Annotated in this window: 10 protein-coding genes; 4 read left to right on the plus strand and 6 right to left on the minus strand. The window is 68.0% G+C overall.

Features of this window, described 5'->3' with window-relative positions; translation table 11 throughout:
* Positions 1–137: 137 nt before the first annotated feature.
* On the minus strand, positions 138–1,748 hold the full coding sequence (locus FHW79_RS07450) for a CYTH and CHAD domain-containing protein (protein ID WP_183178333.1): 1,611 nt from the start codon (positions 1,746–1,748) through the stop codon (positions 138–140).
* Positions 1,749–1,818: 70 nt separating this feature from the next.
* Entirely contained in the window at positions 1,819–2,337 is a 519-nt protein-coding gene (locus tag FHW79_RS07455; protein WP_183178334.1) for a histidine phosphatase family protein, read from the minus strand.
* A 217-nt stretch (positions 2,338–2,554) separates the two neighbouring features.
* Between FHW79_RS07455 and FHW79_RS07460 the strand changes: the two genes are divergently transcribed.
* The gene (locus FHW79_RS07460; protein WP_183178335.1) at positions 2,555–4,702 is read left to right on the plus strand and encodes an RNA degradosome polyphosphate kinase; all 2,148 of its coding nucleotides are present in this window, start codon (positions 2,555–2,557) and stop codon (positions 4,700–4,702) included.
* Positions 4,703–4,721: 19 nt separating this feature from the next.
* Positions 4,722–6,263 carry a Ppx/GppA family phosphatase gene (locus FHW79_RS07465; protein ID WP_183178336.1) on the plus strand — a complete coding sequence of 514 codons (1,542 nt, stop codon included), beginning with the start codon at positions 4,722–4,724 and terminating at the stop codon, positions 6,261–6,263.
* 30 nt (positions 6,264–6,293) lie between these two features.
* Here FHW79_RS07465 and FHW79_RS07470 read toward each other — a convergent pair whose 3' ends face one another.
* Together FHW79_RS07470 and rnd are read right to left on the minus strand one after the other, a co-directional pair.
* A complete protein-coding gene (locus FHW79_RS07470; protein WP_183178337.1) occupies positions 6,294–7,583 on the minus strand; it encodes a hypothetical protein in 1,290 nt (429 codons plus the stop codon).
* Positions 7,584–7,846: 263 nt separating this feature from the next.
* Positions 7,847–9,013, minus strand: coding sequence for a ribonuclease D (gene rnd, locus FHW79_RS07475; protein ID WP_183178338.1), 1,167 nt, complete (start codon positions 9,011–9,013; stop codon positions 7,847–7,849).
* A gap of 166 nt (positions 9,014–9,179) precedes the next feature.
* Here rnd and aspS point away from each other — a divergent pair, with 166 nt between their 5' ends.
* A complete protein-coding gene (aspS, locus tag FHW79_RS07480; RefSeq protein WP_183178339.1) occupies positions 9,180–11,009 on the plus strand; it encodes an aspartate--tRNA ligase in 1,830 nt (609 codons plus the stop codon).
* A gap of 113 nt (positions 11,010–11,122) precedes the next feature.
* Here aspS and FHW79_RS07485 read toward each other — a convergent pair whose 3' ends face one another.
* Together FHW79_RS07485 and FHW79_RS07490 are read right to left on the minus strand one after the other, a co-directional pair.
* Complete coding sequence (locus tag FHW79_RS07485; protein ID WP_348984075.1) at positions 11,123–11,320, minus strand: hypothetical protein; 198 nt, start codon at positions 11,318–11,320, stop codon at positions 11,123–11,125.
* 179 nt (positions 11,321–11,499) lie between these two features.
* Complete coding sequence (locus FHW79_RS07490) at positions 11,500–12,366, minus strand: cell envelope integrity EipB family protein (RefSeq protein WP_211108164.1); 867 nt, start codon at positions 12,364–12,366, stop codon at positions 11,500–11,502.
* 105 nt (positions 12,367–12,471) lie between these two features.
* On the opposite strand from FHW79_RS07490, the gene FHW79_RS07495 reads away from it, so the two are divergent.
* Positions 12,472–13,458, plus strand: coding sequence for a D-glycerate dehydrogenase (locus FHW79_RS07495; RefSeq protein ID WP_183178342.1), 987 nt, complete (start codon positions 12,472–12,474; stop codon positions 13,456–13,458).

Below are 13,458 nucleotides of genomic sequence, written 5' to 3' on the forward strand. Positions count from 1 at the left end.
ACGCAATTCCTCTGACCACAGCCCCAGCAGGTCCTCGACCGCGACACCGGACATGGCGACCTCCCAAAGCCTGTTCAACAGACGGAGGGCTGTCCCATCGCAACTGTAATGCTAGGGAAGGGGGCAACGTCACGCCCTCACCAGAACACCGGCCGGTCGCGGAACGCCTTCCACAGCCCCGGCAGCGCCTTGCGGCGCTTGTCGGCCTGTTTGGCGAGCCAGCGGGCGGTTGCTTCGGCGGCGGGCCGCTGCTCCGGCCGGTCCGCCGACGGGCCGCGCAGAAGATCGCCGGCCACCGCGGCGTCGTGCTCGGCGTCCAGCGCTGACAACAGGGCGTCGAGCGCGGCGATGAAGGGCACCGTCGCGGTCTCGGCGTAGAGGCCGCGGAAGAACTCCGCCGTGTGGCGCAGCTTGCGCAGGCGGCGGCGCAACCGGTCGCGCGTCGCGGCGTCGGCGCCGTCCAGGTCGCGGCCCGCCTTCAGCACCCCCGCCTTCAACACCTTGGCGTGCTGGGCGGCCAGCCAGGGGCCGGACAGCTCGGCCATCGGGCTGTCGAGCTGGGCGCGGACCTCCGGAGCGGCGCCGGACTGCCACGCCCCGTCCTCCAGCCAGGCGCCGAGCGCCAGGATCAGCCCGGTGCAGCGCGGCGACTGGATCGCCTCCACCGCGGCCAGCGCGGGCGCCCGCCGGGCCTCCCGCACCGCGGCGGTCAGCGCGGCGATTGCGTCGGCGGGGGCCTTCCCCGTCGCCGCGAAGGGCGCGATCCCATGGGACAGCAGCACGTCCCAATCGCGCGCCGGGCCGAGCTGGCGGGAGAACCAGCGGATGTCGTTTCCGGCGCGGCAGGCGCCCGGCACCCCGGCCAGAGGGCGGAACAGGCGGATGGCGGTGCGCAGGCGGCGCAGCGCGACGCGCATCTGGTGCAGCCCCTCCACGTCGCCGCCGGCCAGCGCGCAGGCCTCGTTGGCGAGCAGCAGGCGCAACCCGTGCCGCACGATGTGGCGATAGGCCTCGGCCACCGTGGTGACCGGGGTCAGGCCCAGCGGCTCCGGCAGGACGGGGGCGGGCAGGCGCCCGGTGACGAGGCGGTCGCCGATCTCCGCCTTGCTTTCGGTCCCGATGCGAACCGGCACGCGGCGCTGGAGCGCCAGCGCGAGGTCGAACAGCCGGCCGATGCGGCCCGACTTCAGCTCAAGCTCCACTTCGCTGATGCGGGCGCAGGCGTTCCCGGCGGTGATCTGGCCCTCGTCCACCGCCACCTCGATGGAGGTCAGGGCGTCCGGGCGGACGAGCAGGGTGGTGCGCCGGAACTCCGTCGTGAACTGCGGAACCAGCGCCGCCCGCGCGTCCTCCGGCACCAGGGCGGCGACACCCTCGGCGTCGAGGGGTGTCATGTCGGGGGCGGCCGTGGGGATGGCCCAGTCCCATTTCTTGCGGATGGCCACCGCGGCCGAATCGCCGGGGGTGGCGGCGTTGATCGTCTTCAGCGTCTGCACGAAGCGGTCGCCGTCCTGGCGCACCCGCAGGGCGACGCCCCCCAGGAACAGGCGGCGGTCCGGCGTGTCGTAATAGACGGTGCGCAGGTCGCGGACGGCCGGCGCGCCCTCCGCCTTTTCCTTCAGGGCGGGCAGATCCGCAACGCGGGACAGATCGCGCGGGTCGAGATGGAGCTTCATCTCCACCTCGCGCACGGCGGACACCGCCGTGGGTGCACCCGGAGGCGCATTGTTCTGGGGCGCGGAAGACACGGGGGCGACTCCTGCTCGGTTCCGGGCCTGCTCGGTTCGGAGTTGAAATACCCCATTTGGGAAAAGGGCGTTAAGAGAGTTTCCGCGGCAGGATGAAATCGGCCAGCCGTCCCGCCCCGCTGTCCAGGTCGGCCCAGCGGGCCGCTTCGAACAGAAGGACGGCGCAGGCGCCGGTGGGGAACTTCTCCGCCAGCGCCGCGCGGTCCCGTTCCGCGCCGCTGCCGGTCAGGTCGCGGGCGAGGTCGTGGAGGTCCGGGTTGTGGGCGACCAGCATCAGCGACGACACGGACTCGGGCGCGTCGCGCAACCGTTCCAGAAGAACCCCGGCGCCGCACAGGTAAAGGCCGCGCTCGCGCTCGACGGGGATGTCCGGCGCATCCATCACCTCCAGCAGGCGGTCGGCGGTGTCCGCCGCACGCCGGGCGGTGGAGGACAGCACCAGCCCGATGCGCGCGCCGCGCTCTTTCAGTTCGTGCCCGACCAGCCGGGCCGCCTTCTTTCCCCGCGGCGCCAGCGGGCGGTCGTGATCGTCCAGGGAAGGATCGTCCCACGCGGACTTGCCGTGGCGCATGAGATACAGAGTCTTCATCGAGGCTGTCCCTTCCTGTCCGGATCGCGGCCCGGCGGGATGCGCTGGGGGTGCGACTGTTTTCGCAGCGGTATTATCGTGACGGCAGTATTATGCTGTCTGACCCAAAACCGTAACGTAGTTGGGGTAGGTTGCTTGGCCCGTCGACCGCGGCGGGTCGGTCCGGACCGACCGGACTGTAGCGGCACCACCCATCACGCAAAAGCCCGAGGCTGCTGTGACCGAACTTCAGGACTTGGAAGCGACCTGCATCGAAGCGGACGCACCGGAACGCTTCATCAACCGCGAACTGTCGTGGCTGGCCTTCAACCAGCGCGTCCTGGATGAGGCGTCCAACCCGAATCACCCGCTGCTGGAGCGGTTGAGGTTCCTGTCGATCTCATCCAGCAACCTCGATGAATTCTACATGGTCCGCGTTGCCGGCCTGAAGGGGCAGGTGGCCGCGGGGGTGAAGACCCCCAGCGCCGAGAACCTGACCCCGGCCCAGCAGCTCACCGCCGTGAACCAGCGCATCGTCGAGCTGATGAACGCGCAGCAGACCATGTGGCGCAGCCTGAAGCAGGACCTGCGCGAGGCCGGCATCATGGTGGTCGGCTCCGAGGACCTGACCGAGGGGGAGAAGGACTGGCTGGAGGCCAAGTTCCTCGACGACATCTTCCCCATCCTGACGCCCATCGCCGTGGACCCGGCACACCCCTTCCCCTTCCTGCCCAACCTGGGCTTCTCGTTGGCGCTGCAACTGCATGAGCCGGTGAAGGGACGGCATCTCGACGCGCTGGTCCCGCTGCCGGCGCAGCTCGACCGCTTCATCCGCCTGCCGGGGTCGGAGATCCGCTTCATCCAGCTGGAAAAGCTGGTGATGCTGTTCATCGACCGCCTGTTCCCGCCGTTCCAGGTCAAGGCGCACGGCGTCTTCCGCGTCCTGCGCGACAGCGAGATGGAGATCGAGGAGGAGGCGGAGGATCTGGTCCGCACCTTCGAAAGCGCGCTGAAGCGCCGCCGCCGCGGCAGCGTCATCCGGCTGGCCACCGACGCCGGCATGGCCGCCGACCTGCGCGAGTTCCTGCGCCACGAGCTGCGCGTGTCGAACGACGACGTGTTCATCCTGGACGGGCTGATCGGCTTGTCGGACACCCGCCAGCTCATCGTCGACGAGCGGCCCGATCTGGTCTTCCGCCCCTTCAACGCCCGCTTCCCGGAGCGCATCCGCGACTTCGGCGGCGACTGCTTCGCGGCCATCCGCGACAAGGACATCGTTGTCCACCACCCGTACGAGAGCTTCGACGTGGTGGTGCAGTTCATCCGGCAGGCGGCGCGCGACCCGCAGGTGGTCGCCATCAAGCAGACGCTCTACCGCACCAGCAAGGACAGCCCGATCGTCGCCGCGCTGATCGAGGCGGCGGAGGCCGGCAAGTCGGTGACCGCCCTGGTCGAGCTGAAGGCCCGCTTCGACGAGGAGGCCAACATCCGCTGGGCGCGCGACCTGGAGCGCGCGGGCGCCCAGGTCGTCTACGGCTTCGTCGACCTGAAGACGCACGCCAAGGTGTCGCTGGTGGTGCGGCGCGAGAACAAGGCGCTGCGCAGCTACGTGCATTTCGGGACGGGCAACTACCACCCGATCACCGCGAAGGTCTACACCGACCTGTCCTTCTTCACCTGCGACCCGGCGCTCTGCCACGACGCGGCGGTGATGTTCAACTACATGACCGGCTACGCCACGCCGAAGCTGCTGGAGAAGATCGCCATCGCCCCGATCACGCTGCGCCAGAAGCTGGGCCAGCTGATCGACGCGGAGGTCGCCAACGCCGCCGCCGGCAAGCCCGCCCACATCTGGGTGAAGTTGAACTCGCTGGTCGATTCGGAGATCATCGACCGGCTTTACAAGGCGTCGCAGAAGGGCGTGCAGATCGACATGGTGATCCGCGGCATCTGCTGCCTGCGTCCCGGCGTCAAGGGCCTGTCGGAGAACATCCGGGTGCGCAGCATCGTCGGGCGCTTCCTGGAGCACGGGCGCGTCATCTGCTTCGCCAACGGCCACGCGCTGCCCAGCCCGCAGGCCAAGGTCTACATCTCCTCCGCCGACTGGATGACGCGCAACCTGGACCGCCGCATCGAGACGCTGGTGCCCATCGAGAACCCGACGGTGCACGAGCAGGTGCTGGACCAGATCATGGTCGCCAACCTGAAGGACGAGGCGAACACCTGGAAACTCGGCCCCGATGGCGTTTATCATCGCGTGGAGGCTGGTCCGGACGCGTTCAGCGCCCATAACTATTTCATGACGAACCCCAGCCTGTCGGGCCGCGGCAGCGCGCTCAGCAGCAAAAAGACGCCGCCGCGGTTGAAGCTGCGTACGGTCATCTGATTGAGGACATCGGTTGCTTATGACGCCGGCGCAGGAACATACGGTCGCTACCAAGGCTGTCGAAAAGGGCGAGCGGATCGCCGTGATCGACATCGGGTCCAACTCGATCCGGCTTGTCGTCTATGACGCTCTGAAGCGGTCGCCCCTGCCGGTCTTCAACGAGAAGGTCCTGTGCGGGCTCGGCCGCGGGGTGGAGAAGACCGGCTGCCTGAACCCCGACGGCGTGATCCAGGGCCTGGAAGCGCTGGAACGCTTCGCCCTTCTGGTCGCGGGCATGCGCGTCGGGCGGCTGGACGTCATCGCCACGGCGGCGGTGCGCGACGCCACGGACGGCGCGGCCTTCATCCAACGGGTGAAGGACCGCACCGGTCTCGATGTCAGCGTCATCAGCGGCGAGGAGGAGGCGCGGCTGTCCGCCATGGGCGTGCTGTCCGGCACCCCCGCCGCCGACGGGCTGGTCGGCGACCTCGGCGGCGGCAGCCTGGAACTGGTACGGCTGGAGCGCGGCGTGATCGGCGAGCATCTGACGATGCCGCTGGGGCCGTTGCGCCTGATGGAGCTGAACCCCGCCAAGCCGAACGGGCTGGTCCGCGCCATCGACCAGCATCTGGAGAAGCTGGACTGGCTGGCCCAGATGCGCGGCAAGCCCTTCTTCCCGGTGGGCGGCGGCTGGCGGGCCCTGGCCAAACTGCACATGGAGCATGTGAAGCACCCGCTGCACATCATCCATCACTACACGGTGCCCTTCGCCGAGGCGCGGGACTTCGCCGCGTTGATCGCCAAGCAGAGCCGGTCCTCGCTGGAGAAGATGTCCGGCTCGCGCCGGCGGATCGACACGCTGCCCTACGCGGCGCTGGTGTTCGAGCGGCTGCTTCGGATGGTCCAGCCGTCCAGCGTGGTGTTCTCGGCCTTCGGGTTGCGGGAAGGGCATCTGTACGCGCTGCTCGATCCCGAGGCGCAGCGGCAGGACCCGCTGATCGCCGCGGTGGAGGATTGGGCGCAGCGCTTCGTCCGCATCGGCGATCCGGCCCTTCTGGTGTCCTGGACCGGCAACCTCTTCGCCGGGGAGGACGACGCGGCCCTGCGGCTGCGGCAAGCCGCCTGCCTGCTCAGCGACGTGGGCTGGGCCGAGCATCCCGATTACCGGGCGGAGCACGCCTGCCTGCGCATCCTGCGCTATCCCTTCCCCGGCATCGACCATGACGAGCGGGCCTTCCTGGCGCTGGCCGTCTACGCCCGTTACGCCGGTTCCATCGACGGTCCGGGCACGCCCAACGCGGTCACCGCGGGGCCGCGGTCGCTGCTCAGCGACGCCCAGGCGCGCAAGGCGCTGGTTCTGGGGCTGGCGCTGCGGCTGGCCCACACGCTGACCGGTGGGGCCACCGCGTTGCTGCAGCGCACGGCTCTGAAGGTGTCAGGGGAGCGGCTGGTGCTGACCCTGCCGGACGATTTCAGCGTGCCGGCCGGCGAGACGGTGCAGCGGCGCCTGGACGCGCTGGCGAAGGCGCTGAACCGCAAGGGCGAGATCGTGCCGCCGGCCCGGCCGCAGGCGGCGGAGTAGGAACGCAGGGCGGCGGAGGAGCGGCCGCCCTCACGCCACCTTGGCGTGGGCGATGGCTTCGCGGACGCTGACGCCCTTGCGCAGGATGTTGTCCACGGCGCGGCCCTGCACCATCGTGATGCCGACCTTCTGGGCGTAGACGAGGCTCGACACGCTGTCGCAGCGCGCCAGGATGAACTTGCAGCGGTCCTGCTCCTGGATGCGCTCGATGAAATACTTCTCGAAGGTCGGGTCCATCTCCAGCATGTCGTTGGACCAGAAGATCTTCGCGTAATCGGCGTTCAAATATTCCAGGTCGAAGTTCGTCACCCAGAAGGGGTTCAGCCCGTCCACCGCGATCTGGTAACGGCGGTCCTGGGCGAATTCGACCACCTCGTTGAACAGGGACAGATTCTCGATCAGGTCGCCCTTGGAGATCTCAAGCACCACCTGCCCGCGGAAATCGACGGGAAGCCGCTCGTCGAACTTCACGAAGCCGGTGGAGATGACCGTGGACAGGTTGATGTTGATGCCGATGCGCCGGCCCCGCATGAAGCTGAGCCCGTGGTTCAGCGCCCGCAGCACCGACTGGTCGAGGTTGGCGGTGAAGTAGTTGAACAGCCACTTGTTGGCCGTGATGTCGTAGTCCGGGCAGAGCCGCTCCTGAAGCAGCTTGATGGAGATGTAGAGTTCGAAATAGGCCATGTCCTCGTCGGCGTTGCGGCCGATGTTGGCGATGGCCTGATTGAACAGGAAGGGCGACAGGTCGAACATCTGCATGGAGCGTTCGAGCTTGGCCATCTCCTCCAGCGTGATCGGGGGCTTCGTCTCGTTGGAGTGGTCGCCGGTCTCGTTGGCCTGCAATTCCTCGATGAAACGGATGACGTTGATGAAGTTCAACGCCAGTTCCATGATCGAGTAGAGCGAGAATTCCTTGTAGGGGTTCGCCCCGGTCAGGGTCGTCTTGGCCAGGAAGATCTGCTCCACCTTCTGGCAGACGTCGGTGACGCCGGTCAGCTTCAGCCCCTTGTAGAGGATGATGACATCGCCGTTGGAAATGTTGAAGGACTGGAGATAAGAGGCCTTGCTCGCCAACTCCTGGATGATCGTGCGGACGATCATCTGGCTCGACGGGTCCTTGTCCCGCAGCAGCGACAGATGCATGTGGATCAGCCGCATGCCCTGCAATTCGGACTTCGCGGAGCGGAGGAGATTCAGCAGCTTGTCATTGTCGAATTCGGGCTTCTGGTCCTTCGCGGCGGCAACGGCAGCCTGCTTCTCCGTGGTGGAGAGGCGGACGCGGTCGCGTCCCATGGGTGGTTTGCCGCCGAACCTGCTCATACGCGAAATCCCCCGGGTGTGCGCATAGGGCTTGTGCGCACCTTAAAGGCGAGAATTCCCCCGCGAACCACACCACGCCGCCACACGGCATGGATACGGAGCCCGTGACTTATTAGCCCTTAGTTTTTTTAACAATGCCTTAAAGCGCTGTTAATTGCGATGAATTGTTTCATAATTTTGGCTAAACGTCGCGAAGCTCCCCGAACCTGTAACGTCCCGGGCCGACTCTTGCGCCATTCTGGAACGATTCTGGATAGGGCCGATTACGACCCCTCTCCAGTGCCGGCCGGAACGATGCGGACACGGCGGTCGAGCACCGCCAAACCGATGCGACCATGCTTCAGCGCCAGCGCGTCCTCGCCGAACAATTCCCGGCGCCAACCCTGCATCGCAGGCACGTGGGCCTCGTCGTCCGCGGCGATGGCCTCCAGATCGGCGGCCGACGCGATCAACTTGGACGCCACGTTGTTCTCTTCGCACTTCATCTTCAGAAGCACGCGCAGAAGCTCAACGATCGGTTGCAATCCGGGCGGCGGCTCCTCGCGCGGCTCGACGCGCGGCAGCTCGGACTCCGGCAGGTCCAGCCCCTTCTGGACGCAGGCCAGCACCTCGGCGCCCTGGCGGCCTTCGGCGAAGCCGCGGCCCATGCCGCGCGTGCGGGCGAGGTCGTCCACGCTGGTCGGGGCGTGGGCGGCGATCTCCAGCAGCGCCTCGTCGCGCAGCACGCGCGAGCGGGGCAGGTCGCGGCGCTGCGCCTCGCGCTCCCGCCACGCCGCCAGCTCCTTCAGCACGGCCATGAAGCGCGGCTTGTTGGTCCGCACCTTCAGCCGCAGCCAGGAGCTGTCCGGGTCCACCTGATAGGTGGCCGGATCGGTCAGGACGGCCATCTCCTCTTCCAGCCAATGGGCGCGGCCGGAGCGGACGAGGCGGCGCTTCAGCTTCTCGTAGGCCGGGCGGAGGTGGATCACGTCGGACAGGGCGTAGGTCAGCTGCCGCTCGGTCAGCGGGCGCTGCGACCAGTCGGTGAAGCGGCTGGACTTGTCGATGCGCGCCCCGGCCAGCTTGGTGACCAGCGTCTCGTACCCCACGCTCTCGCCGAAGCCGCAGACCATCGCCGCGACCTGGGTGTCGAACAGCGGGTGGGGGATCTGGCCGGACAGGTGCCAGAAGATCTCCACGTCCTGCCGGGCGGCGTGGAACACCTTGAGGATGGCCGGGTCCACCATCACGCGGAACAGCGGCGCAAGGTCGATGCCTTCGGCCAGCGGGTCGATGGCGACCGCGCCGTTCGGCCCGCCGACCTGCACGAGGCAGAGCTGCGGCCAATAGGTCTTCTCGCGCAGGAATTCGGTGTCGACGGTGATGTACTCCGCCCCGGCCAGCGAGCGGCAGAAGGCGTCAAGGTCTTCGGTGGTCGTGATCAGTGTCATAGCCGCTTCATACACGAGCGCGCGACCGCGCGAAAGCTCGCCCTTCGGCAACTCTCCCAGCGTGCAGCGGACGCGGATGGCGACTTGACATTCCCGCGCTGTCGGTGTGGTGTGTCGGGCCGCCTTTCCGCGCAGGATTCCGACCTTTTCCAAGGTGTTTCGACCCATGCACCCCTACCGCACGCACACCTGCGGCCAGCTTCGCGAAGAGAACGCCGGTCAGATTGTCCGCCTGTCGGGCTGGATCAACCGCAAGCGCGACCATGGACAGCTGCTGTTCATCGACCTGCGCGACCATTACGGCCTGACGCAGTGCGTGGTCGACACCTCCAACCCGGCCTTCCAGGCGGCGGAACGGCTGAAGCTGGAATCGGTCATCACCGTGACCGGCAAGGTCGTGAAGCGCACGGCGGAGACGATCAACGACCGCCTGCCGACCGGCCGCATCGAGGTGCAGATCGCCGAGCTGTCGGTGCAGGGCGAGGCGGAGCAGATCCCGCTGCAGGTCAACCAGGACACCGACGCCGGCGAGGACGTGCGCCTGCGCTACCGCTTCCTCGACCTGCGCCGCGAGCGCATCCACGAGAACATCCTGCTGCGCTCGCGCGTCATCGCGTCGGCGCGCCGCCGCATGATCGACCAGGGCTTCACCGAGTTCCAGACGCCGATCCTGACCGCCTCCTCGCCGGAGGGCGCGCGCGACTATCTGGTGCCGAGCCGCAACCATCCGGGCAAGTTCTACGCGCTGCCCCAGGCGCCGCAGCAGTTCAAGCAGCTGCTGATGGTCGCCGGGTTCGACCGCTACTTCCAGATCGCCCCCTGCTTCCGCGACGAGGACGCCCGCGCCGACCGCAGCCCGGGCGAGTTCTACCAGCTCGACTTCGAGATGTCCTTCGTCACCCAGGAGGACGTGTTCGCCGCCATCGAGCCGGTGCTGCACGGCATCTTCGACGAGTTCGGCGGCTTCCGCCGCGAGACGCCGCCGGCCATCGACAAGCCGCCCTTCCGCCGCATCTCCTTCGCGGAGTCGATGCTGAAGTACGGCAACGACAAGCCGGACCTGCGCAACCCGCTGGAAATCACCGACGTCACCGCCGTCTTCAAGCGCGACGACGTGGAATTCCGCGCCTTCAAGCAGACGCTGGAGAAGGGCGGCGTGGTCCGCGCCATTCGCGCCCCGAAGGTGTCCGACAAGCCGCGCAGCTTCTTCGACAAGCTGAACGACTGGGCGCGCGGCCTCGGCGCCCCGGGACTCGGCTACATCATCTTCGAGGCGGCGGGCGGCAAGGGCCCGATCGCCAAGTTCGTGCCGGAGGCCGCCCAGGCGGAGCTGCGCACGGCGGCGGGCGTGGAGGACGGCGACGCGGTCTTCTTCGTCTGCGACCAGCCCGGCCCGGCGGCCAAGCTGGCCGGCTTCGCTCGCACGAAGATCGGCGAGGAGCTGGACCTGATCGAGAAGAACGCCTTCCGCTTCTGCTGGATCGTCGACTTCCCGATGTACGAGCTGGATGAGGAGACCAACAAGGTCATCTTCAGCCACAACCCTTTCTCCATGCCGCAGGGCGGCCTGGAGGCGCTGAACACGATGAACCCGCTGGACATCAAGGCGTACCAGTACGACATCGTCTGCAACGGCGTGGAGCTGTCGTCGGGCGCCATCCGGAACCATCTGCCGGAGCTGATGTACAAGGCGTTCGAGATCGCCGGCTACCCGCCGGAGGAGCTGGAAGCCCGCTTCGGCGGCATGCTCAGCGCGTTCAAGCTGGGCGCCCCGCCGCACGGCGGCTCGGCCCCGGGCATCGACCGCATCGTGATGCTGCTGGCCGACGAGCCGAACATCCGCGAGGTCATCGCCTTCCCGCTGAACCAGCGCGCGGAAGACCTGCTGATGCAGGCCCCGGCCCCGGTGGATCAGGCGCGCCTGCGCGAACTGCACCTGAAGCTGGACCTGCCGAAGCCGAAGGTCGCCGCCGAGACGCCGAAGGCGGCCACCTGACGGTCCGGGGTCGTCCCTCCCTTCCCGCCCCGGCGGGGAGGGAAGGGCGCCAATAAGAAAGCCCCCCGACCGCGAGGCCGGGGGGCTTTCCTTTGCTTCGGATCGGACAGGCGTCAGGCCGCGACGTTGCCGGCGGGGGCCGATCCGACCATGCGGTAATAGTTGGAATCGACCAGGACGAGGCAGCTCAGCGTCTTCGCATCGCCTTCGTCCTCCGTGCTGACCACGCGGGCATGCGGGATGCCGAACAGGGTCACGGTCTCCCGCACGCGCCAGGACCGCCCGTTGGTCGCGCCAACGGTCTGGAACACCTGTCCCACCAAAACCTGCTTTTTGGCCATAGGAAAACCCTCATCCTGCTATCGGTGCGCGACACGAATCCGCGGCGGTGTGGCCGCGCACCATGCACAGTTTAGGCCAGTTTCCTCAGGATATGGCAAATTGAATTGTAACGATTTGCGCCAAAGGCTGTGACCTTTTCGCCCGGCCGTCAGCAACCCGACTTCGGCAGGGCTTCCACCTTCTCCAGGATGGCGTTCACGGTGAAATCGCCATAATCGATCTGCATGGACTCGGCGACGCCATTCTGCAGCAGGCGCAGGCTCATCTCATACTCGGGCTGGGCGGAATCGCTCTTCAGCGGGAAGAAGGCCATGCGAACCGGCCACGCCTTCTTGCCCTTCAGCAGCGGGTCGGCGCCGTCCTCCTTGATCGCCGCCGCGGCGCCGATGACCGTGGACACCTCGGTCGCCCCTTCGGAGTCGGCGCCGTCGAAGACGACCCGGTTGAAGAAGGTCTCGCCGGCGCTGGCATGGTCGAGCACCGCCAGGGTGTGGGCGGTCGGGAACATGGTGTTGGGCGGCAACTCCATGTCCTGGGGTTCCGGCTTGGAGAAGGCGGCGGAGCCGGTGCCGTCCTTGGCCAGCCGTGCGTCGCCGCGCACCTCCTCGTCCTCCTCCCCGTTGATCAGCTTGCGGACGTTGAAGCGGTAGCGCTGCCCGTCCTTGGCTTCCCACGTCGTGTAGTTGGTGGTCATCGCCATCTCGTCGCCCTCGGCGTAGACGAAGCGCAGCTGGAAGCGCTGCTCCGTCGTCCAGCCGTCGCAGGCGTCGGCCCATTCGAAGAGCATGCGGCCCCGCACGTCGCTGACCTTGGAACTGTTGCGGGCGGACAGCAGCGACATCTTGTAGACGGCGCGGTGCGGCAGGATGTTCGCCGCGGCACCGGCCGCCGCCCCGACTGCGTTGGCGGGTGCCGCCTGGGCTGGGCCGGCTGCGGGAAGGGCGGTCAGCGACACCAGGAACGCGCCGAAGGTCGCGCAAAGGGCGAGGCGGGCGGCGGAGCGGCGGTTCTGCAAAGCGACATCCACAGGTGATTGGCAGCGTCGGATGGATTATGGGTGTTTCGGCGTCGGAGCGGAAGGCCCGACCCCCCGAATAAACGGAAGGCTGAGGACAGATTCATGCGCAGCGACATCCCCGCATCACGGCCCGTCCTCCTGGTGACCCGGCGCCTGCCAGAGGCGGTTGAGGCCCGCGCCGCGCGTGATTTCGACGCCCGGCTGAACCCTCAGGACCGCGCTTTGTCCGGCGCCGACATCGCCGCCCTGGCGGCGGAGACCGGCGCCGAGGGCGTCCTCTGCACCGCCGGGGACCGGATGGACGCCGCCGCCGTCGCGGCCCTGCCCGAGGGCGTGCAGATCCTCGCCACCTTCTCGGTCGGCACCGACCACATCGACCTCGACGCGGCCAAGGCCCGCGGCCTGATCGTCACCAACACCCCCGACGTGCTGACCGATGCGACCGCCGACATTGCGCTTCTGCTGATGCTCGGCGCGGCGCGGCGCGCCTCGGAGGGTGAGCGGATGATCCGTGCCGGCGCCTGGACGGGATGGACGCCGACCCAGCTTCTCGGCACCCATCTGGGCGCAAAGCGGCTGGGCATCGTCGGCATGGGCCGAATCGGGCAGGCGGTGGCGCAGCGGGCGCGCGCCTTCGGCATGACCATCCATTACTCCAACCGGCGCCGCCTGCCTCCCGACCAGGAGGCCGGGGCGGTCTACCACGCCGATCCCGAGGCGATGCTGGCGGTGTGCGACGTGCTGTCGCTGCATTTCCCGGCGACCCCGGAGACTACCCATTGGCTGAACGCGGCGCGCATCGAGCGCCTGCCGCCGGGAGCCATCGTCGTCAACACCGCCCGCGGCTCCGTCGTCGATGACGAGGCCCTGATCGCCGCGCTGGCCTCCGGACGGCTGGCCGCCGCCGGGCTGGACGTCTTCGAGAACGAGCCGAACCTGCACTCCGGCTATCGCAGGCTGGAGAACGCCTTCCTGCTGCCCCACCTGGGCAGCGCTACGGTGGAAACCCGCAACGCCATGGGTTTCAGGGCGCTGGACAATCTTGACGCCGTGTTCGCCGGGGCGGTGCCGCAGGACCGCGTGGTGTGA

The organism is Azospirillum sp. OGB3 (assembly GCF_014192915.1).
Taxonomy (GTDB): Bacteria; Pseudomonadota; Alphaproteobacteria; order Azospirillales; family Azospirillaceae; genus Azospirillum.